The sequence below is a fragment of the Peptoniphilus sp. DNF00840 genome (assembly GCF_001553125.1).
Taxonomy (GTDB): Bacteria; Bacillota; Clostridia; order Tissierellales; family Peptoniphilaceae; genus Peptoniphilus_A; species Peptoniphilus_A vaginalis.
The window spans coordinates 1-24,122 of record NZ_KQ960206.1; the positions used below are offsets into that span (position 1 = coordinate 1).

Consider the following 24,122-nt stretch of genomic DNA (forward strand, 5'->3'; position numbering starts at 1 on the left):
TGGTTTGTTAGTCCAACTTTTGGGGGTCAGTTCACTTCCATGGAGTTTTTTGCTTGTAATCTTTTCAAATTAAATTTCTTGGATATTAATTTCACTTTCTAATTCTCTTATAAGTTTCAAAATTTTTATTGCTTTAAAATAAACACTCATCAATTAAATCTTTGGACTTTAATTCATCCACCCACTCTTTTGGAAATCCATCAAAGCCATAAATAATTCCTGCCAAGCCACCAGTAACAGCTCCAGTGGTGTCTGTGTCGTCGCCAAGATTTATTGCCTTTAGGACAGCATCCTTATAAGAATTTGTATTTAAAAGACACCAAAGAGATGCTTCGAGAGTGTGGAGGACAAAACCTGTTGACTGGATTTCAGCTTCAGACTTGTTTTTTATGTGGTCAAGTCCAAGCTCTTCTAATTTCTCGCCAGCAATCAATTTCCTCGCAAGATGAACATAATCAAGGCAGGCCTTTCTAGAAATTTCGTGAGCGTGGGTGATGCTTGACACTCTTTCAATCTCTTCATCCCTTGCATCAGTAAAGGCAAGAGGCAGGATCCTCATAAGTGATCCGTTGCCATTGGCATAAAAATCATCAATCCCATGGCCTTCTGCTAGGGCATCTCTTGTTGTTATTCCCACATCAAAAGTTTCTCCATGACAAGCAAACTTTCCTTTAAAAAGCCAGTCCTCAAAATTTTTTCTTATATCTTCGACATCAATTTTGTTTTTATCTTTTATTGACTTACAAGTTGCAAGAGTCATGCTGGTATCGTCAGACCAAGTCCCAGCAACTTGATCCCAAGTTCCAAAACCAACCATACCTGTGCAAGTGAAGTCTCCCCTCTTCTTAAACTCAAAGGGCACGCCGAGAGCATCAGCTATTGCGAGTCCATAAATTCCGTCCCTAAGCTTAGACATAAAATCCCACCTTCCTTAGTTTAGATTTATAAATTGTTAAATCAATTATATAAACTAAAGGCATAAAAATAAAGACTCCCCTAAGGAAGTCTTATGAATAAATATTTTTTCTGTGGCCAACATCAATGGCGAATATTATTAACTTGTCGTCATCAATTTTTGCTAGGAGTCTATAGGCACCAATCCTATATCGCCATATCCCCTTGAAGTTGCCAGTGAGGGCCTTGCCATAAAATCTTGGGTCTTGGCAATTTAACAAGTTGCTTTCCACCCAATTTGTTATAATTTTTTGAGCTTGTCGGTCTATCTTTTTTAGACTTCTTAAATATTTTTTATCATAAATTAAATCATACATATCACAAGTCTAATTCCTTCATTAACTCTTCATGAGTAATGTACTCAACTTCGCCCCTAGCTTCTCTTTCAAGAAAATCTTCAGCCACCTTCATGTCAAACTCATCTTCAAGCTTCTCTTCCATCAATCTCTTAAAAAGAGTAGAAAGTGGTTCGCCCATAAGATCAGCATAAGCAGTAAAGGCTCTCTCCTCTTCAGCATTAAGTCTTACAGATACAGTTTTCATATCCATCACCTCTAAGACAATTGTATTACATTGTGTTACACAAATCAATAAAGAGCTTTATTTTTCTAAAACTATTTTTGTATAAATTTTTTCTGTGAATTTGTATATTACAAGATAAAAAATTATATAAATAAGAAATACAAAAATCATTGATTTAATAAATAATTTTGTATTCATAAGTCCTATTAGCATTAAAAATTTTTGCAAAACAGGAAGGGCAAAGGATGTGTGAATAAAACAGAAAACTATTGGCAAAAACAAAAGCCACGCCATTTGTTTTCTTATAATTTTCTTGCCATCAATTTCATCCAGTCCAAGTTTTCTTAAAATTTTAAATCTTTCTACGTCTTCATAGGCTTCTGTGAGAAATTTGTAGTATATGGCAAGTCCCATTGTAATCAAAAATGCAAGGGAAAGAATTATACCAACAAAAAATATTACTCCATAGTCACTTAAAAACTCCTCCTTTGTTTGCTGTCTGTCTATTATGGTGAGTTTTTGATTTGGATTTACTTTAATGTCGTTCTTGTGTTCGTTAAGTAAATTGTTAAAATCTTTTGGCAAGTTTCCTTTTATCAAACTTGTTATATTTGGACTTAATTTAGATCTGTTACCTTTAAAATTTAGTTTATCACAAATTTTATTTGCAGTTTCGTAATCTTTTGCTAATATTTTATTTTTTTCAAAAATTGTCTGCACACTTTCCAAGGGAATATCTATTGTTTCATTGGATACTTGCCTTGCACTAAAGCCCAAAGTCTTTATAAATTCTTCATTATTGTCTTCTTTAAAATAAATTAAATCCTTTCCTTTGAAGTCTAATTTTGCGTCAGGACTATAAATTATGTCCAGTGAAATTATGTCATTTTTTAAATTTGCATTAGTCCATTCTCTTTTTGCCATTACCTTTAGCTTATTCTTTTCTCTAACAAGTGGAATGGACCATTCATAAGTTGTAGTAACCTCTCCCTCAATCTTATTGTCAGCTAATAAGCTTCTGATATTATTTCTATACTTTTCTAAGTTTTTTATACTTAATGACCCTGCTTCAGTCCTTATGGCATAGGGTGCTGGAAATAATCTGTTGGTGGCATCTCCTATGCCTGCATAGAGACTTATGCCTGATGTTAAAACTATTGTAAAAGCTGTGGATAGTATTGCAATATTTGCAAGAGATCTAGAATTATTATTTACTCTATATAAAAGACCTGACACAGATAGAAAATTTCCCTTCTTGTAATATAGGGCCCTATTGTTTTTTAATAGTTCAAGAAATAAAGTCACTATGGTTGAAAAAGCAAAATAAGTTCCAATTATTACTAAAGTTGCCGCAATAAAAAATTTAAAAAAAGCTTGTACTGGATTTTTTGTAGTTAAACTAATAGCATAGCCTCCTGCAATAAAAATTATTCCCAGCAAGGCAATTAATTTTGTAAATTTATTCTTCCTATCTCCTGCCTTGGATTCATTTACCAAAGCTATTGGAGAATAATTTCTCATCTTAATAATCTGAATTACAAATACAAAAATCAGTATTGCAATAAATATTAAATCTACAATAGCTACTGCCAAAATATTATTAAAAAATCCACCCTCAAAAATATTTATGGAATTATTTGTCAGCATCAAAAAAATGCCAAGAGATAATTTGTATAAGGCAAGGCTAAAAATACTTGCTGTTAGTATAGCAAAAATAATAATATAAATTATTTCCCAAAACAAAATTACTCGCAGATGTGTTTTTTCAAGTCCAAGTATTAAATAAAGTCCTTGTTCTTTCAACTTTCTCTTTTGAATAAAAGAATATACAGAAGAAAGCATTATAAGTGAAAAGATTGATAAAACTATGACACCAAAAAATAGAATGCTTTTCATTGTTTCCATTCCCTTTGCTCCTGCAAGAGACTTATCTAAAACAAGACTTAAGCAAATTGAGCTTAGAACAATAAGAAAAATTATTGTTCCAATAAAGGGCATAAAAACTTTTTTATTTCTCTTAATTCCAGCAAGGGCAAGTCGTGAGTAAAGTGATTTCATTTTCTCAACTCCTTTGTAACATCTGCATTGTGTCTGCAATCTTCTTTTGCATATCAAGGGAAGTCCTCTCGCCCCTATAGATTTGATGGTAAATTTCTCCGTCCTTTATAAATAGAACTCTCTTCGCCTCTGATGCAGCCATAATAGAATGAGTTACCATGAATATAGTCTCCCTATCTTGGTTTAAGTCTTTAAAAACCTTTAAAAGTTCTCTTGTGCTATTGCTATCAAGAGCTCCCGTTGGTTCATCAGCAAGTAAAATTTTTGGGTCACTTATAAGTGCTCTCGCAATTGCAGTCCTCTGTTTTTGCCCTCCACTTATTTCATAGGGATACTTATTTAATAGATCCGAAATACTTAGCTTTTTTGCAATTTTTGATAATTTCTCTTCCATAACAGAAATTTTTTCATCGGACAATACTAGGGGCAATAAAATATTTTCTTTAACAGTGAAGTTATCAAGAAGATTAAAATCTTGAAACACAAATCCCAAGTTTTCTCTTCTAAATTTTGCCATTTCGTTGTCCTTTATTTCTTGTAAATCTTTGCCCATTAAAATTACTTTTCCAGAAGTTGGCCTATCAAGTAAGGCTAAAATATTTAATAAAGTTGTCTTTCCACTTCCAGACTCTCCCATTATTGCAATATACTCTCCAGCTTCAACAGTAAAATTAATTGACTTTAGAGCCTCAAACTCATTTTTCCCAAATCGACTTCGGTATATCTTTTTTATATTTTGAACTTCTAACATCTTCCACCTCATTCATAAATACTCTTAATCATTAACAGCAATAGGCTTTGCATAATAAACAAAAATCATTCCGTCATATAAATCTTTTGGAACTTCCTTTATCCTATAAGATCTTGGCATGAATTTCATAAGTGGAGAATATGCTTCACCCAAACTTACCATGTTGATTTCTTTATTTATAAGGTCAAAAGTTTCACCATCTTTAACTTTTGTAAAATCCAAATAATATTTTCCTTTAAATTTTCTCGCACTGTAAGCTAAAGGATCAGCAGAGACAAAGACATGGTTTGATCTCTTGCTATCTGGACCAACTTCGTTTATGTTTACAATTCCCTTATAAAAGTCTGTTCCAATAATAAAATATTTTTCTCCAAAAATTTTCTTTAAGTGAGACCCCATTGGCTCATAAAACTTTTCACTTTTTGCGATATGACCGTTGTGTCCAGAAATTAAAAGCATCTTATTTCCCTTTGCCTTTTCAAAATCACTTATCCACTTAACATTTCCAGCCATAAGCTCATCTCTCACATTATTTGCTTTTGTATAATCATTGAAATCTAATTCGTAATATTTTACACTGTCCAATACATTTGTTATCGCTCTTGAAACTATTTTTGCCTTGGGAGAAGATAGGGTGTCTGCGTAAGCTTTTATTTCTAACAACAAATCTTCCTTATATTTTATTATCTTTGATATCTTAAATTTTTTATCTTTTATAAAGGAAAAGTCTTTTTGCAAGTCTTTTTCTTGTAAAATATTATTTTCCTTACAAAAATCTAAAATTAACTCAATAGATTTTTCTGGATCTTGCATGTCAAAGCCGTAAAAAGAAAGTTTGTCCTCATCCTTTGCTTTTTGGTTGTAGTCGAACATATAATTTATGAGATCATTCATATTCTTTGTGTGATAAATATTAAAAGAAAAAATTCTTGAAATATTTTCATCTCTTTTGTTTCCGTGAATGTAATTGTTGATTATCATTCCTTCCCCAAAATCAGCTTCAATAGCAAAGCTCTTTAAATTATTTTTTTCAACTAAAGTCTTTAAAACTTCTAATTTTAAATCTTGAAAGTCTGAATTTCCATGAGTCGCTTCCCCAAGTCCAACAACTTCTATATTGTCATCTAAATTTATTTGGCTTACGCCTTTGCCATAGTCTTCTATATCAGATATGTTTTTCCTTGCACTTAACTTTGGAAGGTTAATCCACAAAAAATCTCCAATCCCTATAAGAATAATAAGGGATACTAAAAAAATTAAAATACCTTTAAAAATTTTCTTTATCATTTTCTCACCTCTTACTACATTATAAATTGTATAAAAAAATAAATCCTTTTATTTATATAACAAATAGAGCTTTAATGTGACATTTTTGTAAGATATAAAAAAAGAGTGCTAAGCACTCTAATCCAAAATATTTTTTAAATTTATAAACATCTTTGTGCCAAGCTTTGGCTCTGACTCACACCTCAATGTCACTCTTAAAGACTTCCCAATATACTTTGAGAGATTTAGTCCCAGTCCCGTTGACTTTTTCTCCAACCTACCGTTGTAACCAGTGTATCCTGCATCAAAAATTCGTGGCAAATCTTCTGGCATTATTCCAATTCCATTATCTTCAATTACAAGTTCATTTTTCTCTAAATAAATTGCAATCCTTCCATTATGCGTGTACTTGATTGCATTAGAAATAATTTGCTCTAATAAAAAAGAAAACCACTTGGCATCAGTTAAAATTATTTTATTCGTTTCAAAAAAGTCTACCTTATTATTTTTTCCAATAAACTGAATCGAATATTTTCTAATTGCTCCCTTAATAATTTCATCTAAACTGTATTTGCTAAAGACATAATCTGTGCTATCTGCATTCATCCTTGCATAGCCTAAAATATTTCCAACATACTCTTCGATTTCAAAAATCTCTTTTTCGCAATCTATTTTGTTTATTTCATCTTTTTTGAGCAAAAGTTTTAATGCAAATATTGGAGATTTTATTTGATGAGTCCAAATAGTTAAGTAGTTTTTTCCATCTGCTCTTTTCTTTTCTCCAATCTCTTTAATTCTTTTATTTTCTTCTGCACTTTTATAAAGAGCCTTTGATAATGGAGACTCATAAAGTTCTAGTATTTTTTCGTAGTCTTTTCTATTTAAAAGATCTATTTCTTCTCTGTAATCACGGTCTCTTATGGAGTAAAGAAAAACCATATAAATAAAAAATAAAAATAAATATAAAAAAGCTATGTAAATGGACTTATCTCTATCAAATTCAAAAATTAAATAAGTTCCCAGGATATAAAAAAATATGAAAAGCCCAAGAATTAATGTGAATTTTTCTCTCTTTATAAAACTTTTAATTGGCAGGTGGGACATAATAGCCTACTCCTTTCTTAGTTTTTATTAGGTCAAAAATATTTATATCTTCTAACTTTTTTCTTAAACGCATTATATTTACTGTTAAGGTGTTGTCGTCAATATAAGAGTCACTTTGCCAAATTTTATCAATAATTTCATCTCTATTAACAACTTTGCCTGGCTTTTCCAAGAGAATTTCTAAAATTTTAAATTCATTTTTCGTGAGTTCTATTTCTTTGTTTTCTCTTGAGATAATCATCTTGTCGCAGTCAAGACTTATATCTTTGTAAGAAATATTTCTTGTCTCGATATATTCGTAAGCTCTTCTTAGCAAGGCTCTTATTTTTATTTGTAGCAGCTCTAGTTCAAAGGGTTTAGTCAAATAATCATCTGCTCCAAGATCCATTGCCATTATCAAATTTAAGTTTTCATCAGCAGCTGAAATAAATAAAATTGGAACTTTAGAATTTTTTCTAATAATTTTGCACCAATGATAGCCATTGTAAAAGGGAAGAGTTACATCCATTAAAACTAAATCAGGATGAAAGCTTTTAAAGTCATCAAAAATATTTTGAAAGTCCTCTGCAATTTTTATTTCATAATTCCAAAAATTGAGGTGCCTTTCAATTTCTTCTGCAATCACCTTGTCATCTTCTACTAAAAAAATCTTCCACTTTTTGTTTTCCATATCTTTACAACCTACTCTTTTAACTAAAATTTCTTGACATCATTATATATATTAAAAGCATAAAAATAAAGACTCCCCTAAGGAAGTCTTTAAGTCTATCTTTTATTAAAGAACTGCTTGTGCTGCTGTTATGATTGCTAGTGAATATACTTCGTCTTCCACGCAACCACGAGATAAGTCGTTTACTGGGGCATTAAGTCCTTGAAGGATAGGTCCAATTGCTTCAAAGCCGCCAAATCTTTGGGCGATCTTGTAGCCAATGTTTCCTGCTTCAATGTTAGGGAATACAAATACATTTGCGTGACCTGCAACTTCTGAGCCTGGTGCTTTTTTCTTTGCAACGGATTCTACGAAGGCTGCGTCAAATTGTAATTCTCCATCAATTGCCATTTCAGGATTTTTTTCCTTAGCCATTTTTGTTGCTTCTGCAACCATTGTTACTCTTTCGTGAGATGCTGAACCTTTAGTTGAGAAAGAAAGCATTGCAATCTTTGGATCCATGCCAAATTGTCTTGCTGTTTCATTTGAAACTACTGCTACTTCTGCAAGGCCTTCTGCGTCAAGGTCGATGTTAATAGCACAGTCTGCCATTAAATACATTTCTTCGCCTCTTAGCATGATAAATGCTCCAGAGCATCTCTTGTATCCAGGCTTTGTCTTTATAATTTGAAGGGCTGGTCTAACTGTATCTGCAGTTGTGTGAGCTGCTCCTGATACAAGTCCCTTAGCTTTTCCCATGTAGATTAGCATTGTTCCAAAATAGTTGTGGTCTTTTAGGATTTCTGCTGCTTGTTCTTCGTTGACTTTTCCTTTTCTTCTTTCAACGAAAGCCTTAACCATTTCATCTTTAGCTTCATAGTTGGTTGGGTCTAGAATTTCAAGATCGCCTAGTTTTACGCCTTCTTTTTCTGCTAAAGCTTCAAGTTCTTTTTTGTCTCCAAGAACTATTGGTTTAATATCTCCATCTTCATTAAGTCTAATTGCTGCTCTTAAAATTCTTGCATCATCGCCTTCTGGAAATACTATTTCTGGTTTTGATGCTCTTACTTTACTTCTCAAATTTTCAATTAATGACATAATGTCCCCCTTTTTTATTTATGCTTATATTATATATCTTATAAAAAATAATTTAAAGTGAATAAGGTTTAAAAATTACGTCTTCTATAACTTGATTTAATCTTACTGAATCTGCAACAAGTTTTGCAAGAAGATGATGCTTCATTGTATGGACTCTTAAAACTTCTACACCCTTGTAAGCTCCTATAGTTGTAAGAGCTGCTGATGCTTCGTCTCTGTTTTCAAATCCTTCTTCATTGTTGCCATCAGCGTCAATCTTATTTTCGCTTAAAATATTTGTGATAAATCTCTTTCTTGAAACTCCAAGGAAGGTGAAACATCCCATTTCTCTTAGGACGTCAATCTTATCAATTAACTTTAAGTTTTCCTTTTTTGTAAGGGCAAAGCCAATACCTGGATCAAGCATAATTCTTTCCCTTGAAATTCCATTTTTTTCTGCACGTTGAAGAGATTTTGACAAATATTTTTTCATAACTTCCACAACATCCATGTCTTCAAAGGATTTTAATTCTTCTTCAGTGAAGGCTCCCTCTCCGCCAAAGGATCGAAAGTTGGCACTTGACTTGTGGTTAGGTCTTGCAATCTTTGGATTAAACATCAAAATTGCACCAACATCACTCTTGCCAACAACTTCTGCCATTCTTGGGTCTCCCATAAAACCTGTGATGTCATTTACAAAGTCAACGCCTGCTTCAATTGCTGCTTCAGCAACGTCAGCCTTCCATGTGTCAATAGAAAGAGGCACATCTGTCTTTGTCTTTAATTCCTTTATAACTGGAACAACTCTTTCTATTTCCTCTTGAATTTCTACATAGTGTGAGCCTGGTCTTGTTGATTCACCACCAAGGTCTATCATGCCAGCTCCAGCTTCTATAAGTTCAAGGGCCCTCTTAAGAGCCTTGTCCTTACCATACCACTTGCCTCCATCAGAGCAGGAGTCTGGTGTAACATTTACAATTCCACAAAGAATAGTTTCACCGCCAGATTCTAAAACTTTATCCTTGTATTTACAAACTAAATTTTTCATAATTCACTCCAAATTTTATTTCTTTCAATTTAATAATTATAATTCTTTAGCCAATAGATATTTTATGACTTGTCACTACTTAAAGCAAACAATTTTTACTTGGCGTAGTATAAAAGAACTCCCTCATCAGTCCACTCAAAGTCGGCCTTGCCTATTGCCCTTAAGTGGAATAATTTTACAATAAACACCATCTGAAAGCTTTTTAATTTGTGACATATTTCCTCCCCTTGCTCATTTCATGTATAATAAATACGAGGTGAAACATGAGCGATTTTTTATTAAAACTATTTAAAGTTGAAACCATTAACAAACTACCTATAGATAGATTATACCCCATTGTAGAAGCTTTAGACCAAGACCAGAGAAAGCTCATCGCAGCTTCCTATGAACTTGGTCTTGACGGATTAAGCGAGAGAGAGGAAATTGATGCAATCCACGAGACCATCTTGGCAAAGTTTAAAGACACGCTCCTCTCCTTCGACGAGAAGGAACACAAGTCCTTTTACGACTTTTACAACGGCGCAGTAGACTACGGCGACGAAAATGTCTACATCAACATGAAAAAATTCACAAGCCTGGGACTAATGTATCTCTTCCTATCAAAAACAGGCGGCTACTTTAACTTCGTAATACCAGTGGAGTTAATAGAAGAGTACGAAAGCCTATTAAAATCTTCGTGAAAAATTACTGCCTAGTAAAAAAAAATTACTAACTTGTGTTTTATTAATAATTAATTGTTATGTAAGTAAAAAATTTTATAAAAAAAGAAGGCGAGAAATTAATCTTACCTTCTTTCAGTGCAGTGAATAATTGGCTAGTCGGTGTATCCAGCATCTCAGATACCTTTTCAGGTGCGGTAGGAACCTTTCTACCCTCAATTATTTCCTATATGTATCTTAACATTATTCACAAGTTTCATCAATTCCTATAAGCCTTCCACTCTTAACTCTACTTTCTAATTTATATTCTGAAATTATGTAGATACTAGCTATATAAAATACTGACTTTTTTCTATTCAGTTTAACTGCAACTAATACATTATCTTCATAAGACTTTACATATTCAATACTAATGTCTTTTTCACTTGGACTAGTCCCAACATAATCTGGATTCTTGATTATATTATCTATTTCTTCAAAGTATTTTAAAGAATCATGATGTTTTCTCTTTAATATATGCTTTCTTAGTCCATTCTTCGAAAAAATTATTCATCAATATCTATGTCTATGTTTAAAAGTTTTTTTATTTCTTCTTTTACCTTCACTGCACTTTCTCCTTAGATAATACTAGCATAAATATCATCCCTATACTATAGACATAAAAACTTTAACACTTGCTTTGCAATTATAAGTTTTATTTTTTTCAAAATAAAAAAGCCATTCACATGAATGACTTTGCTTTGGTGGAGGCGGTGGGAGTCGAACCCACGTCCGAAGACCTCTTACAGAAAGATTCTCCGAGTGCAGACTCCTCTTTAATTTTCCCCTGTACTACTAGAGTGTCAAACTCATACAGGGTATCGCCATAAACCCCCTCTGCTATGGCGCCTCACAGAGTTCGTTTGCCCGCTAATTTGAAACCCGGTTACAGTTCGCGGTGTCTGGCCGGATTGCTACCTAATTAGGCAGCTAGTGCGAAATTATTTTCGTCGTTTATTTTTTAATAGACCATTTTAACGTTGTGTGATCCATCAACGACTCGCTACTTTAAGCTCAAAATCCCCGTCGAAACCATTTTCGCCCCCATATTTACTTAGATTAAGATTATACTAGATGGTCTGACCTTTGTCAATTTTATGGGGTCTTGGACTTCTTCTCTTCCTCTTCTTCTTTGCAAATTTATATCTTAAAATCTTCTCCCAGATTAGATAACCTATAAGTGATCCAAAGACATTTAATATTAAGTCGTCAATATCTACTGACCTTCCTATAAAGAATTGTATAAATTCTACAAAGAAGGATGCCGCTATGGACCCTCCTAAAATTTTTAATAGCTTTCTGAATCTTGGAAAAAGTTCTGGCAGCAAAATTCCAAAGGGAATAAAAATTATTATATTGCCAAAAATATTTATAAGTGTGTGGAGGAAGCCTGAGTATTTTATATAGTTTCTCATAGTCCTAAAGGGCACTAGGTTAACTCCCCACGCTCCTGATGTTATTCTGTCTTTAAAGTTGCCAACGAAGTCAAAGTTTTCATTGGTCAAGTTTATGCCAGAGCTTGCTATGTAGGAATTAGGTGTGAAGAGCATAATTGCCAAGAAGACTAGGTAGGCTACAAAAAGGCTAAGCAAAAATTCTCTAAAGCCTGTGGAATTTCTCTTCCTGTGAGCGAAAAATTTTACTCTCACAAGAGAGAAGCCCACAAAGCTAATTATAAAGGCAGGAATTATTCTTGCCGCAAAAAATAAAAACAATCTCATAATTTTTTCAAATCTATTAATTTTCTGGCTGAATATTTATTTTCATCGACAATTGTTGCCCAAGTGTCCTTGGAGTTTTCGTCATAGATTCCAACTCCAATAAGGCCTGCCCTTCTTGCTGTCCTTAGGGCAAGATAGGAGTCGTCAACTAAAAAGATTTCTTCTGGAACTTCTCCAAGATCATCTGCGATTGAAAGATAAAATTCTTCTTCTCCCTTTAGGTGTCCCACTGAGTCGGCTGTGTAGAGTCCGTCGATAAACTTATCTATGCCATACTTTTCTATAACTATGTTGGCGAAGTGGGTAGCAGTTGATGTGCCTATTACTACCTTCATTCCTCTATTCTTAAAATATTTTAAAGTTTCAAGACACTTGTCCTTCATCTCAACCTTATTGGTATAAAAGTCTTCAACTGTCCTGCTAAAGTCCCTAAGTAGGTCTTCAAAACTTTCTTCTAATTTATAGTAGTCCTTCATGTATTTTAAGGATGCGTCCAAGTTCATGGTTGTCATCTTGTGCTGAATTTCATCTTCTATATCTATTCCCTTGGTCTTCATGAAGTCACGAGAAACACTTCTCCAATAACCCATAGAGTCAACTAGAGTTCCATCTAAGTCAAAAATAATAGCCTTCATGTTACCTCCTTTTTCATAACAATACTATTTTATTTGTATCTTTAATAGATTTCAAGTATAATGACTTAGATAGGCTTTGAAATCAAATTTATTTAAAAAAAGCTTTGACAAATATTTTTTCCATGTTATAATAGTATTTGTTCGAAAATAGAATACAAGATATTCACTTTTGTGAATCTGTCGTCGGGGTGTAGCGCAGTTTGGTAGCGCACGTGGTTTGGGACCATGGGGCCGGGGGTTCGAATCCTCTCACCCCGACCATTTTTTTATTTGAAGGTTTATACCTTCTTTTTTTTTGCAATTCATTCATCAGGTTTAAGTGCTTAGCTTTTTTAATTACTAGCTTGTCCTTATTTATTCTTGGACCTATAATTGAATAAGCTTAAGTCTGATGACATGTTTTTTTGAGATAGGCTAATAAGTATGATTACAAATAGGAGATTTTATGAATTTTATATTTAGAGACAAGGCTCTTAACTTTTTAAAAAAGAAGAATGTAGATAAGATTTTTATAAATCCCGATGTGGATGTAAAAGCATCTTGCTGCTCCCTTGCCTGCTTTGACTTGGATATTTCTATAAATGACGGAGAGGACACAAGTAGGTACAAAGAAGCAAGGGTCTCTGGCATTTCTATTTTTTACAATCCAACTATTGATCTCTTCTTCAAGGGTCGTGAAGACACAGAAATAATTATCTCTGCCTTTGGTCTTGGGAATTTTAAAAAATTGTATGTTGAGAACGAAATAAATTCAATTGAAAGGTGATAAGAGCTGCAGGGAAATCTGCAGCTTTTTATGTCTTAGTCTAGCACAAGTTTATTAAACTTTATAAACTCATAGAACTTGATAAACTCATAAAAATTGATAAACTTATAGAACTCTGTAAACTCGTAAAAATTTATAAACTTATAGAACTTTATAAACTCATAAAAATTTATAAACTCCTAAAACTTTATCCTTTAATCAAAATCTTATTAGCAAGTTCAATACTACTAACTCACAAATTCTTACAAAATAAACTTCATCAAGTCATCAACGACTTTAAATTTCTTAACTTAATAAAATTAATTTTTATTCTCATTTTTCATCATTTTTATAAATTTTGTAGACTTTAACTTTCGAATATTTATTTCAAAACCAAATTTGAATTAACTTTTTTAAAATTCGTAAAAATTTTTTAAAAAAATTTAATAGAAAAGTCCTCATAAGGGCACTTCTAAGGCTTAATTTTTTTGTAATTGAGCGGCTCTTCCCCTATAATCTTATAGGAAATAATAAAAGTAAAGGGAGGGAATTATGTTACTATTTATTATTGGAATTATTATTTTACTTGTTGGGGGATTCTTCTATTCAAAGTACGTAGAAAAACAACTTCAACCCGACGATAGACCAACTCCAGCAGTAAAGAAAGCTGACGGAGTAGACTATGTAGTTATGAGCGAAAAGAAAAACTGGCTTATCAACCTACTTAACATTGCAGGAACTGGACCTATACTTGGACCTATTCAAGGTATCTTGTTTGGACCTATTGCCTTCTTGGCAATCCCATTAGGTTGTGTCTTCGCAGGAGCAGTCCACGATTATATGACTGGTTTTATCTCCATGAGAAATGGTGGATCACAAGTTCCAAAGCTTGTTGGTAAATACATTGGCGATGGCGTTCGTAAGTTTTACAACATCGTCATAGCAATCCTACTTCTCTTGACTGGTGTAGTTTTTGTTTACACTCCAGGAGATTTAATTGCCAATGACGTCCTAAAGGTTGGAGTAGATTCCAGTGCAATTTGGATTATTTACGCAGTTATCTTTACCTACTACATCCTTTCAACTGTACTTCCTATTGACAAGTTAATTGGAAGAATTTATCCAATCTTTGGTGCCTTCTTAATTATCTCTGCAATTGGAGTTTTTGTTGGAATTTTTGTAAAGGGTTCTGGGGACTTAGCCTTTGCTAACGCAGGCCTACTTGCTGAACACCCACTTGGTCAAAAGTTTATACCATCCTTCTTCATCACAGTTGCTTGTGGTATCCTATCAGGCTTCCACGGTTCACAAGTTACTCTTGTATCAAGAACTGTTAAGTCAGAATCAGAAGCTAAGGTGACTTTCTACTCAACTATGATTGCCGAAGGTTTCATAGCAATGGTTTGGGCAGCTGGTGCCATGGTAATCTTCTCAACAGGAAAGGCTCCACTTGATACAGCTGGTACCCTAATGGTTGGAGAAATTTCAAAATACTTTATGGGAGATGTTGGAGGACTACTTGCAGTTCTTGGAGTAATAGCACTTCCTATCACTTCTGGTGACACTGCCTTTAGATCACTTAGACTAATCATCTCTGAAGAGTTAAACATCGACCAAAGGTCTGGTGTAAAAAGAGCAATCCTTGCAGCAGTATTATTTATACCTGCAGCAGCAATCCTCTTCTTCGCAAAGTCAAACCCAAATGGTTTCAACATGCTTTGGAGATACTTTGGATTCACAAACCAATTTGTAGCAATCTTTGCCCTAGCAGTTGCAACAATTTATCTAATCAACACTGGCAAAAATTATTTAATAACTTTGATACCAGGAGTCTTCTACACCTTTATAGTTTTCTCCTTTATCATAAATGTTAAAAAACTTGGACTTGGCTTGCCCTTTAAGATTGCCTATCCAGCAGCTGGCATCCTAGCTATTGCTTACGCAATTTTTGTTGTTAAGGCTGGCAAGAAAAATAAAACAAGAATCGAAACTACAAACTTAGAATAAGATGAAGCTGGCGCCCGCCAGCTTTTTTATTATTAATAAGAAATTTCTTTTTATTAAAAATCTACAAGAAAAAAGGACGCCTAGGCGTCCTAAAATTTTATATATTAAATTTAATTTTAAACTTCTATCTTACCGTAGTTTCCATCTCTTCTCTTGTATACAATAGAAACTCCATCAGTATCTCCATCTAAGAAAACAAAGAAGTTGTGGTTTAGAAGATCCATTTGAAGAATTGCTTCTTCTTCATTCATTGGATTAAGTTCGAAGTTCTTTCTCTTTACGATTTTGTGTTCTGATTCTTCCTTTACAAGTTCTTTATCAACAAGTTCATCAAACCTAATTGTTTCGTTGTTTTGGTATCTTCTCTTTAATCTAGTCTTGTGTTTTCTAATTTGTCTAGCAAGTGCATCCACAGCATTGTCCATTGAAGAGTACATATCATCTGTAGTTTCTTCTGCCCTTATAATCGTCTTTGGTAAAAATATTGTAGCTTCAACAGTTTGTTCTTCTTTTATCGTAGAAAAAACAATCCTTGTTTCCACTTCTTCAGAAAAATATTTGTCTAATCTGGAGAATTTTTTTTCTGCAATTTCCTTCAAAGATTCTGTAAGTTCAATGTTTTTTCCAACAAAGTTCAATAACATAAATGTCACTCTCCTTTTTTCTTTGTCTAATATTTACCCATTAATTTACAAATATATCATATTATTCCATTACTTTCCTAAACTCTATTAAATGTACTTTTAAAGCTCTTCTTGATATAATTAACATAAATAATTGTAGAATTTAATTTTAACTTTCTAAAGGTTGTGATCTTATGACAATAAAAAATAAAATTGATTACAAGTACAGGATTGGAATGCGTACCCTTAAGACTGCCCTTGCAGTTATCATTGGTCTTTACATTTCCTACCTCTTGGACTTGGGCTCAGCCATCTTTGTATCCATAGCTGCAGTGTCAACTATGAAGCCCTCAATGTCTGAATCACTTCAAGACTTTAAGAAAAGACTCTTTACCTGCGTCTTTGGAGTAATAGTTGGTTACTTCTTTTCTAAGATTAATGTAGAGGACTACCTTGAACCCCTAGTAGCAGGCCTTGGAATTCTTCTTACAATTTATATTTTAGTAGTTGTTAAGATGAAGGACATGACTCAACTATCTTGCATAGTTTTTGTAGCAAGTTTTTGCTCTAACTCAGATAAATTTTATTATGCGACAAATCGTATCCTGGGTACCTTTATTGGTATCATAGTAGGAGTCTTGGTAAATTATTTTATATCATCTCCCAATGTGTGGGAAGATTTTATACTTGCAGCGAGAAGCTGCTACAGGTCTTGCAACTTAGCTTTAAAAGAAATTCTCTCCGATAAAAAAGCTGACTTGACTGAATTTAATAAAGACCTTGAAAGCGCAACAAATCTTTACAAAATTTTGGAGAAGGAAGCTGACACTCCCTTCCAATACAAGTACAAGGAGCTTTCACGCGAGAAGAGAATTATGTCCTTAATCGAGAGCATTTCCGTTAGGCTTGAAGTCGTTGAAAATATGGATGCTGACCACTTTAGTTTAGAAGTTTCCCAAGAGGCTCTAAAAAGATACAAGCTTGTGGAAGAATATTCCTCTGACTTAGATGTGGAAGACAGAGTCTACAACTACCACATTGAATATATTTTAAAGTACATGGACCAACTAAAGGAAGAAATCGAAAATATAAAGGTGAAAAAATGAAAAATGATAAAAAAGAAATACTTGAAATAGCTAGAAAGCTTTTAAAAGAATCCACACTTGGCTTTAGGAACTTTCTAAATAGAGATGAGTTCGCCCTCATTAGAGAAAACCCCTACATCATGAATAGGAGCGACGAAGACCTAGCATCCTTTGTCTTATTTGACTTCAAGGACTTCTATCCAAACTCTGACAAGGTTCTTAGAAATCTTTTAGAATCTCAGGGACTTGATGAGTTCACAATGGAGAAGATGAAAAAAGTCTTGAGGGACTCCTATGTTTCTCTCTTCAGCATAGAAAAAAAAGATGACCACTACATCTTTTATGACTGCATCTTAGATGAAAATATAGAAGTAGAACTTGATAAGGGCATTGAACTTTCCAAAAGCACTAAGGGACTTGTCAGGATTTTTGGCGAAGATGAGAGAAAGATGGTTCTCCAACTTGTGCAAATGATGGATGATGAATTTTTCTTAGCCTACCAAAGCAACTTGAAAAATTTATTTGACCACATAGAAGAAGAGTTTGGTATCTTTGAATTAAATAGAGGCTTTATAAAGAGAGACTTTTTAAATCTCCTAGCAGTCTATGAAGTGACCTATGAAAACTTAAAAGAAGAGCCCGACCTAGATGACTATGCCCTTTATGAATTTGAAGAGCTCCTCGACTCCTTTAATCCAGAAGATCTTGAGCTTGCACAAAACTTAGACTACTACGAAAAATTATTCCCAGGCTCAAATGATGAATTCATAATAGGATTTATTATAAGACTGCTCTCGAAGATTTACTTCAACACCCTAGTTGAAAAAAATATGAACTTTAGCGACTACAGTCTTGACTACAAAGAAATCTTCAAAGACCTATCTGAGTCCGGTGAGTTTTTAAATCAAGAAGAGCTAGCAAACTCTATAGACTTCCTAATAATTTTCTACTCAAAACTTGCCCTACTTGGAAGACCTGTGGGATCAATGATAAATGATTTAAGAGAAATCCAAGAAAATATTTTTTATTATCTTGACCTCTTAAAAAACAGTCAAGAAGGCTTCTACTACGATGACAACATTTTAAAAATCTTGGCAAAAAATAAAAAAGCCGTCTTCTCCAACAGGTTCATAGAAAACTTTGACAACTTTATTGAGTTCTTGGATATGAATTATGTAAGCGTCTTAAAGTCTGGCGACCTTTCCCCTGCCAAGCTAAGAGAATTTGTTGACTCACTTTGCATAAGTCCAATAAAAGAAGTGAAAACCTATAAAAATTCCCACTTCCCCCTAATCGAACTCTATCTCAACTTTATGATAAAAAAATACCTCACCCTTATAGAAGGAAAGGAAGAGAAAGAGGATATTTATCTCACAGACACAGCAGACAACTACTTGGTCTTTGACGACATTACAAAACTTGCAATTTGGATTGAAGCCTTAACTAATAAAAACTTCTTAAAGTCCTCCTTTGGCAAGAACTATGAAAAGTACAAGACCTTCGTCATGGACTTGATAAAAGACCTAGCTGAAGATAGGCCAGTGGGTTTATATGAATATGAATTTAAAAACTTTGAACTTTCTCTATTAACAATACTGGAAGACCTTGGAATTATAAGAGGAGAAATCGCAGAAATAAAAATCACAAACTTCGGAAGAGATATCTACGACTACTATAGGACTGAAGAAGTAAACTCCAACAACGTAATAAAAGTTGATTTCAAATAAAGAACTTAAAAGGCGAGTAAACTAGAGCTTAAATCCTAAACTGGATTTGCTTCTGGCTTACTCGTCATTTTTATGGCTCTATATCAAATAAATTAAATCAAAAAAACTGCTGGGTTACTACCCAACAGTTTAATTCAAATTAATTATTCAGCGCTATATGGAAGAAGTGCAATTTGTCTTGCTCTCTTGATAGCTACTGTCATTTCTCTTTGATGTTTAGCGTTTAAGCCAGTGATTCTTCTTGGAAGAATCTTTCCACGATCAGAAATGTAATTTCTTAGTGTTTCAACATCTTTATAGTCAATTTTTTTAGTCTTATCTTTTTCAAAAGGATCTACTTTTTTCCTTCTGCCAAATCTTCTTTGCATTTTTACCCTCCTTAAAATGGAATATCGTCATTATCAACAGGGAAAAATCCATCGTCATCGTTATCGCTCTTTGAAAAATCATTTTCGTAAGCAGAATTTACTGGTCCTTGGCTAGCCATACCAGGTTGGCTAAATCCGCCTTGGCTTTGGAAGTTGTTTTGATTAAATCCAGCTTGGTTTTGATTAAAGCCAGCTTGAGCTTGTCCACCACCTTGGCTAGATCCAATGAATGTAAGATTATTTACTACAACGTCTGTTGTATAAACTGTTCTTCCATCTCTTTCATAACTTCCTGTTTGGATTCTACCTTCGATTCCAATTTGGCTGCCTTTTTTGTGATAGTTTGCAATAAGCTCAGCAGTTGCTCCAAAGGCTGTACAAGATACAAAATCAGCAGTTGGCTGGTTGTTAGCTTGTGCTTCTTGTCTCTTTTGCTTGCTCATTCTTCTATCTACGGCAACTGTGAAACGACACATTGCTGTGCCAGTTTGTGCGTAACGAAGTTCGGGATCTCTCGCTAATCTTCCGATTAAACATACACTATTCATAAAAACTCCTTAGTCTTCAACCTTGATAATCATTTGTCTCATTACTGGGTCCATGATTTTCGCTACTCTGTTGATTTCAGCTATATCTTCTGCCTTTGTTTCGAATTCATAGAAAATATAGTAAGCTTCATTCTTGTAGTCGATTGCGTAAGCTAGTTTTTTCATTCCCCATTCATCAACGTTATTGATTTTTCCGTCTTTTTCGATTACTTTTTTAAGTCTATCGAAGGAAGCATTTCTTTTTTCTTCTTCCACTTCAGGATAAAACATAATCACCGCTTCGTATTTATTCATACTTTCACCTCCTTATGGTCTTAGGCATAGTTTTTAAACTATGCAAGGATTTCAATCTTTGATATTATATATTAAAGAGACTACTTAGTCAAGATTTTATTTAAAGAGGTATTTATGGAAGTTAAATCTATTAAAGTTAAGAAGAAAAAGACTATCGCCCTTGTTGCCCACGACCACAAGAAGAAGGACCTACTTGCTTGGGTGAAGAGGCACGAAGATGAACTAAAAGGTAACAAGTTTATTGGAACAGGAACAACTGCTGCCCTTATCTCTCGTGAGACTTCTCTCAATGTTGAGAGACTTGTATCTGGTCCCCTAGGTGGCGACCAACAACTTGGTGCAAAAATTTCAGATTCACAAATTGATATTTTAATTTTCTTTTGGGATCCCCTTGAAGCACAACCTCACGACCCAGACGTCAAGGCCCTACTTAGAATTTCAACTCTATATAACATTGCCCTTGCTACGTCACCAACAACTGCTGACTACATCTTGTCCTCCCCAATGTTTTCTGGCGAGTATGAGGTGGAAATTTTGGACAATGATTATTCTGTTGAAGACAGAATTTCAAAAAATGATTTTGATTGATTAAAATGAAGGCGACGACCCGTCGCTTTTTTTGGTGATAAAATATTTTTATTGGAGGTTCTTATGACAAAAATGTTAGATAGATTTTTAAAATACGTGTCCTTTGAGACAACAAGCGATGAGTCATCAGATACTTGCCCATCAAGTGAAAGGCAGCTAGTCCTTGGTAATTATTTGGCGGAAGAGCTGAAGTCACTTGGGATTGAAGCAGAGATTGATATAAATGGCTACGTCTATGGAAGGATCCCTGGCAGGGTCAAGACAAAGAAAACTGTAGGCCTTATTGCCCACATGGACACAGCTCCCGATATGTCTGGAAAAGACGTCAAACCAAGAATTATAGAAAATTATGATGGGGCTGACATTAAGTTAAACGAAGAATTCACAACAAGTGTGAAGGACTTTCCTTTCTTAAAGGACTTAAGGGGACAAACTATAATCACAACTGATGGGACAACTTTACTTGGGGCAGACGACAAGGCTGGAATTGCAATTATAGTTTCTGCTGTGGAAGAACTTTTAAAGGACGAGGACGCAAGCTATGGGGACATAAGGATTGCCTTTACTCCTGATGAAGAAATTGGCAGAGGGGCAGATAAGTTTAATGTCAAAGACTTTGGGGCAGACTTTGCCTTCACTGTTGACGGTGGACCCCTTGGCGAGCTTGAATACGAAACCTTTAACGCAGCTTCAGCAAAAATAGAAATTCAAGGTAAAAATGTTCACCCAGGATCTGCCAAGGATACAATGGTAAACTCCCAACTTATTGCCATGGAATTTAATTCAATGCTCCCTGCCAATGAAAGACCTGAATACACTGAAGGCTACGAGGGCTTCTCCCTTCTTCTTAGCATGGAAGGGTCTGTTGAGTCCACAAAGATGTCCTACATCATCAGGGACCACTCTAGGGAAAAGTTTGAAGCTAGAAAGAAATTATTTGAAGACATAGCTGACTTCTTAAACAAGAAGTACCACGATAGAATAAAAATTGAAATCAAGGACCAATATTACAACATGAGGGAAAAACTTGAGGACCACATGGAAATTATCGACTTGGCAAAGGCTGCCTTTGATAGGGCAGGTGTCGAACCAGTGATTGGACCAGTAAGAGGTGGAACAGACGGATCAAAGCTCTCCTTTATGGGGCTCCCAACTCCCAACATCTTCACAGGTGGCTACAACTACCACGGCAGGTACGAACTCGTGAGCCTTGACCAAATGGAAAAGTCTAAGGAAGTAGTAAAAAATATAATAAAATTATTAGCTGAATAAGTCATTAATCACCAGGCTCCTGGTGATTTTTTTTAATTTTTTATAAGGTCATAGGATTTTAATTTTTAATTCTTGTGAAGTTATAAATTTTTATGGAGTCATAAATTTTTATTAAGTCCTAAATTCTTATTAAGTCCTAAATTCTTATTAAGTCATAAATTTCTATAAAGTTATACATTTTTACAAGGTCATAAACTTTTATAAGTTAGTAAGAATTCATAAAAAAAGAACCCTCGCGGGGTTCCCTTAATTTTTCTCTTTTGTAGTTTTTGATGAAGTCTTAGAGGCCTTTTTAGACTTTGAAGTCTTGTTGGACTTTGATGTCTTTTTAGAGTTTGATGTCTTGTTAGAGTTTGAGTTCCCATTAGAAGAATTCTCTTGAATTGCCTCTTCCTTTAACTTGTCTCTAAGTTTTTTGTCCCTCATCTTTTGTTCAGCTTCTGCCCTCTCTGCCTCTGTCATATCTGCAAGCTCTTCTTCTGTGTAGTCCTTAACTTCTTCTTGGTCCTTAGGATTATCTCTAAGTCTTTCCAATTCAGAGGCTGCATACATGGCGTCCTTCTTGTTGACGAAGTAAAGTGGGGATCCCTTCTTTGTTCGTCCTGGAACTGTCTTCATAGCTATATCTTCCTTATCAAGAGTTACTCCATAGTAGGCAAGGTAGGAAAGTTGTCCGTAGTTCATATCTGTTTCAATGTGCTTGTTGGCAATGGAAACTAATTTTGGAAGCTTAAGAAGCATCCTTGGTGACTTCATCTTGTCAAAGATCTTCATGATAAAGTCTTGTTGGGCCTTAATCCTGTCAAGGTCTTGGTCCTTGTAAATTTTTCTAATCCTAAGATATTTTACTGAGTCCTTGCCATTTAGGAGGTGAAGTCCCTCTTCGAAATTGATTTCTAGTGGTGGCACAGTTGATGGATCAATGTACTTGTATTTTGGAGTGTAAACTTCTACACCGCCAATGGCATCAACAAGTTCTTCCACTGCTTCGTAGTTAACTGTTACATAGTGGGAAATTTTTATGCCCAAAAAGTCTTCCACGCTGGAAACTTGTAGGTCAATTCCACCACGAGAGTAGGCTGCATTCATCCTATAGTTATCATATCCCTTTAGCTTGTAATATGTATCTCTAGGTATGGATAGGAGTCTAATCCTGTCGTGCTTTGGATCAATTGATAAAAGCATAATTGTGTCTGCCCTCTTGGAGTCCTCGTCCTTTTCATAAGTTACATCACTGGAGTCGATTCCAATTAGAAGGATATTTACAATGTCTCCATTATCGTTAAAGATAGAAATTTTTTCTGGTTCTTGTTCTTCTTTATTTTTAATTTTGTTTTCGTTATCTAATTTTTGTCCTCTTGGTGCAAAGATAAAGGCAAGTCCCAAGGCCCCAAGTAGGAGTACAACAGTAAGGAATACAAATATTCTGTAAATATATTTCATATTAACCTCCTTAACTAAGTCTATAAAAAATAAATCAAGATTTCAATACTTTTATTATTGTGCTAGCTAATCTTGGTCTTTGGAGTAAAATATAAGTATGAAAATATTATTAGATGCAGATGGTTCACCCATAAGAAAAATAGTTGAAGAGGTCTCAAAAAAATATGGTGCAAGGCTGGTCACTGTAAAAAATTATAGCCAGGACTTCACGCCATCCTATGGTCAAGTCGTTGACGTTGACATATCCAAGGAGGCAGCCGACATCTATATAGCAAACCATGCAAGACAGGGTGACCTTGTAATAAGTAACGACAGGGGACTTGCCTCTCTTGGTCTTTCTAAGGGTGCCAAGGTCCTTGACTTCCAGGGTTTATTTGTTGATAAGGACAACATAATGAGCCTACTTGCCAGCCGTCACTTCAACAAGAAAATGAGAGATAGGAATATTTACTCTAATATTCCTAAGAGGGAAAAATCGCTAGACCAAGATTTTTATAGGTCGCTAGTTAAATTTTTGGAGGGAAAAAATATGTTAACACTTTTTGTTTCAAGTCTTTGCCCAGATTGTCCACCGGCAATAGAAGAAATTAAGAAGAAGGAAATCAAATGTGAAATTGTGGATATAACTTCTTCAATGGCAAGTCTCAAAAGATTTTTAAAGGAGAGAGACTTCTCAGATGCCTTTGATCACATAGTAGAAGAAAATCGTGTTGGGGTTCCTTGCCTGATGCGTGACGATGAATTTTTCTTCTTTGATGGAGACTTAGATGAATTTTTAGGAGGATGAAATGGAATTTAAAGATTTTATAGATTTAGCAAGGGTGAAGCAGTCCTGCAGGTCCTATGACCCTGACAGAGAAGTTGAAGTTGAAAAACTTGAAGCCTGCCTTGAAAGTATGAAGCTTGCTCCTTCTGCTTGCAACGCTCAACCTTATTTTT

The 24,122-nt window shown here is 34.3% G+C and carries 27 protein-coding genes, 1 tRNA gene and 1 other RNA gene; 10 read left to right on the forward strand and 19 right to left on the reverse strand.

The annotated features are described in order from the left end of the window. Nucleotides 1-133: 133 nt before the first annotated feature. The 10 genes from HMPREF1864_RS04015 to folP all read right to left on the reverse strand — a co-directional run bounded on the left by HMPREF1864_RS04015 (nt 134) and on the right by folP (nt 9,429). Nucleotides 134-916 (reverse strand): ADP-ribosylglycohydrolase family protein, encoded by a 783-nt coding sequence (locus HMPREF1864_RS04015; protein WP_062571562.1) that lies wholly within the window; start codon nt 914-916, stop codon nt 134-136. 91 nt (nt 917-1,007) lie between these two features. Further along, nucleotides 1,008-1,271, reverse strand: coding sequence for a type II toxin-antitoxin system RelE family toxin (locus tag HMPREF1864_RS04020; protein WP_062571563.1), 264 nt, complete (start codon nt 1,269-1,271; stop codon nt 1,008-1,010). 1 nt (nt 1,272) lies between these two features. Further along, entirely contained in the window at nt 1,273-1,497 is a 225-nt protein-coding gene (gene relB / locus HMPREF1864_RS04025) for a type II toxin-antitoxin system RelB family antitoxin (RefSeq protein WP_062571564.1), read from the reverse strand. A 57-nt stretch (nt 1,498-1,554) separates the two neighbouring features. After that, entirely contained in the window at nt 1,555-3,534 is a 1,980-nt protein-coding gene (locus tag HMPREF1864_RS04030; protein WP_062571565.1) for an FtsX-like permease family protein, read from the reverse strand. Nucleotides 3,535-3,538: 4 nt separating this feature from the next. Beyond that, nucleotides 3,539-4,285: an ABC transporter ATP-binding protein gene (locus HMPREF1864_RS04035; protein ID WP_062571566.1), complete on the reverse strand. Its 747-nt coding sequence runs from the start codon at nt 4,283-4,285 to the stop codon at nt 3,539-3,541. A gap of 24 nt (nt 4,286-4,309) precedes the next feature. Continuing rightward, on the reverse strand, nt 4,310-5,572 hold the full coding sequence (locus tag HMPREF1864_RS04040; protein WP_062571567.1) for an erythromycin esterase family protein: 1,263 nt from the start codon (nt 5,570-5,572) through the stop codon (nt 4,310-4,312). Between the two features lie 117 nt (nt 5,573-5,689). Next, complete coding sequence (locus HMPREF1864_RS04045) at nt 5,690-6,655, reverse strand: sensor histidine kinase (RefSeq protein ID WP_062571568.1); 966 nt, start codon at nt 6,653-6,655, stop codon at nt 5,690-5,692. Beyond that, nucleotides 6,636-7,325: a response regulator transcription factor gene (locus HMPREF1864_RS04050; RefSeq protein WP_062571569.1), complete on the reverse strand. Its 690-nt coding sequence runs from the start codon at nt 7,323-7,325 to the stop codon at nt 6,636-6,638. The genes HMPREF1864_RS04045 and HMPREF1864_RS04050 overlap by 20 nt, the downstream gene beginning before the upstream one ends. Before the next feature lie 105 nt (nt 7,326-7,430). Next, nucleotides 7,431-8,402 carry a phosphate acetyltransferase gene (gene pta / locus HMPREF1864_RS04055; protein ID WP_062571570.1) on the reverse strand — a complete coding sequence of 324 codons (972 nt, stop codon included), beginning with the start codon at nt 8,400-8,402 and terminating at the stop codon, nt 7,431-7,433. A gap of 52 nt (nt 8,403-8,454) precedes the next feature. Beyond that, nucleotides 8,455-9,429: a dihydropteroate synthase gene (folP, locus tag HMPREF1864_RS04060; protein ID WP_062571571.1), complete on the reverse strand. Its 975-nt coding sequence runs from the start codon at nt 9,427-9,429 to the stop codon at nt 8,455-8,457. Between the two features lie 263 nt (nt 9,430-9,692). Between folP and HMPREF1864_RS04065 the strand changes: the two genes are divergently transcribed. Continuing rightward, nucleotides 9,693-10,109, forward strand: coding sequence for a hypothetical protein (locus HMPREF1864_RS04065; protein WP_062571572.1), 417 nt, complete (start codon nt 9,693-9,695; stop codon nt 10,107-10,109). A 222-nt stretch (nt 10,110-10,331) separates the two neighbouring features. Here HMPREF1864_RS04065 and HMPREF1864_RS08815 read toward each other — a convergent pair whose 3' ends face one another. The 4 genes from HMPREF1864_RS08815 to HMPREF1864_RS04080 form a co-directional block, all read right to left on the reverse strand. Further along, the gene (locus HMPREF1864_RS08815) at nt 10,332-10,637 is read right to left on the reverse strand and encodes a PBECR3 domain-containing polyvalent protein (protein ID WP_167627551.1); all 306 of its coding nucleotides are present in this window, start codon (nt 10,635-10,637) and stop codon (nt 10,332-10,334) included. A gap of 192 nt (nt 10,638-10,829) precedes the next feature. Further along, nucleotides 10,830-11,173, reverse strand: a transfer-messenger RNA (tmRNA) gene (ssrA, locus tag HMPREF1864_RS04070). A 24-nt stretch (nt 11,174-11,197) separates the two neighbouring features. Beyond that, the gene (locus HMPREF1864_RS04075) at nt 11,198-11,848 is read right to left on the reverse strand and encodes a VanZ family protein (RefSeq protein WP_062571573.1); all 651 of its coding nucleotides are present in this window, start codon (nt 11,846-11,848) and stop codon (nt 11,198-11,200) included. Beyond that, on the reverse strand, nt 11,845-12,483 hold the full coding sequence (locus HMPREF1864_RS04080) for an HAD family hydrolase (protein ID WP_062571574.1): 639 nt from the start codon (nt 12,481-12,483) through the stop codon (nt 11,845-11,847). Before HMPREF1864_RS04080 ends, HMPREF1864_RS04075 begins: the two co-directional genes overlap by 4 nt. 184 nt (nt 12,484-12,667) lie before the next feature. Here HMPREF1864_RS04080 and HMPREF1864_RS04085 point away from each other — a divergent pair. The 3 genes from HMPREF1864_RS04085 to HMPREF1864_RS04095 all read left to right on the forward strand — a co-directional run bounded on the left by HMPREF1864_RS04085 (nt 12,668) and on the right by HMPREF1864_RS04095 (nt 15,235). Continuing rightward, a tRNA-Pro gene (locus HMPREF1864_RS04085) sits at nt 12,668-12,744 on the forward strand. 184 nt (nt 12,745-12,928) lie between these two features. Then, nucleotides 12,929-13,249, forward strand: coding sequence for a hypothetical protein (locus tag HMPREF1864_RS04090; RefSeq protein ID WP_062571575.1), 321 nt, complete (start codon nt 12,929-12,931; stop codon nt 13,247-13,249). Between the two features lie 531 nt (nt 13,250-13,780). Then, complete coding sequence (locus HMPREF1864_RS04095; protein ID WP_062571576.1) at nt 13,781-15,235, forward strand: carbon starvation CstA family protein; 1,455 nt, start codon at nt 13,781-13,783, stop codon at nt 15,233-15,235. Nucleotides 15,236-15,351: 116 nt separating this feature from the next. Here HMPREF1864_RS04095 and hpf read toward each other — a convergent pair whose 3' ends face one another. After that, nucleotides 15,352-15,879 (reverse strand): ribosome hibernation-promoting factor, HPF/YfiA family, encoded by a 528-nt coding sequence (hpf, locus tag HMPREF1864_RS04100; RefSeq protein ID WP_062571577.1) that lies wholly within the window; start codon nt 15,877-15,879, stop codon nt 15,352-15,354. Between the two features lie 173 nt (nt 15,880-16,052). Here hpf and HMPREF1864_RS04105 point away from each other — a divergent pair, with 173 nt between their 5' ends. Then, nucleotides 16,053-16,964, forward strand: coding sequence for an FUSC family protein (locus HMPREF1864_RS04105; protein WP_062571578.1), 912 nt, complete (start codon nt 16,053-16,055; stop codon nt 16,962-16,964). Then, on the forward strand, nt 16,961-18,670 hold the full coding sequence (locus tag HMPREF1864_RS04110; RefSeq protein ID WP_062571579.1) for a hypothetical protein: 1,710 nt from the start codon (nt 16,961-16,963) through the stop codon (nt 18,668-18,670). Before HMPREF1864_RS04105 ends, HMPREF1864_RS04110 begins: the two co-directional genes overlap by 4 nt. Before the next feature lie 143 nt (nt 18,671-18,813). Here the strand turns inward: HMPREF1864_RS04110 and rpsR are convergent, their stop codons facing one another. Genes rpsR through rpsF form a run of 3 tightly spaced genes read right to left on the reverse strand, consistent with a single transcriptional unit; the run spans nt 18,814 to nt 19,880 of the window. Continuing rightward, a complete protein-coding gene (gene rpsR, locus HMPREF1864_RS04115) occupies nt 18,814-19,038 on the reverse strand; it encodes a 30S ribosomal protein S18 (protein WP_062571580.1) in 225 nt (74 codons plus the stop codon). Nucleotides 19,039-19,049: 11 nt separating this feature from the next. After that, entirely contained in the window at nt 19,050-19,586 is a 537-nt protein-coding gene (locus tag HMPREF1864_RS04120; RefSeq protein ID WP_062571581.1) for a single-stranded DNA-binding protein, read from the reverse strand. A gap of 9 nt (nt 19,587-19,595) precedes the next feature. Next, nucleotides 19,596-19,880 carry a 30S ribosomal protein S6 gene (gene rpsF, locus HMPREF1864_RS04125; RefSeq protein WP_062571582.1) on the reverse strand — a complete coding sequence of 95 codons (285 nt, stop codon included), beginning with the start codon at nt 19,878-19,880 and terminating at the stop codon, nt 19,596-19,598. A 114-nt stretch (nt 19,881-19,994) separates the two neighbouring features. Here rpsF and HMPREF1864_RS04130 point away from each other — a divergent pair, with 114 nt between their 5' ends. Together HMPREF1864_RS04130 and pepT are read left to right on the forward strand one after the other, a co-directional pair. Beyond that, nucleotides 19,995-20,468, forward strand: coding sequence for a methylglyoxal synthase (locus tag HMPREF1864_RS04130; RefSeq protein ID WP_062571583.1), 474 nt, complete (start codon nt 19,995-19,997; stop codon nt 20,466-20,468). Between the two features lie 63 nt (nt 20,469-20,531). Beyond that, on the forward strand, nt 20,532-21,740 hold the full coding sequence (pepT, locus tag HMPREF1864_RS04135) for a peptidase T (protein WP_062571584.1): 1,209 nt from the start codon (nt 20,532-20,534) through the stop codon (nt 21,738-21,740). Between the two features lie 246 nt (nt 21,741-21,986). On the opposite strand, the gene HMPREF1864_RS04140 is transcribed toward pepT, so the two are convergent. Further along, nucleotides 21,987-23,183 (reverse strand): LCP family protein, encoded by a 1,197-nt coding sequence (locus tag HMPREF1864_RS04140; RefSeq protein ID WP_082718910.1) that lies wholly within the window; start codon nt 23,181-23,183, stop codon nt 21,987-21,989. A gap of 97 nt (nt 23,184-23,280) precedes the next feature. Here HMPREF1864_RS04140 and HMPREF1864_RS04145 point away from each other — a divergent pair, with 97 nt between their 5' ends. Next, complete coding sequence (locus HMPREF1864_RS04145; protein ID WP_062571585.1) at nt 23,281-23,970, forward strand: DUF188 domain-containing protein; 690 nt, start codon at nt 23,281-23,283, stop codon at nt 23,968-23,970. A 1-nt stretch (nt 23,971) separates the two neighbouring features. After that, nucleotides 23,972-24,122, forward strand: a 151-nt coding sequence (locus HMPREF1864_RS04150) for a nitroreductase family protein (protein ID WP_197415055.1), incomplete at its 3' end; no start/stop codon positions are given.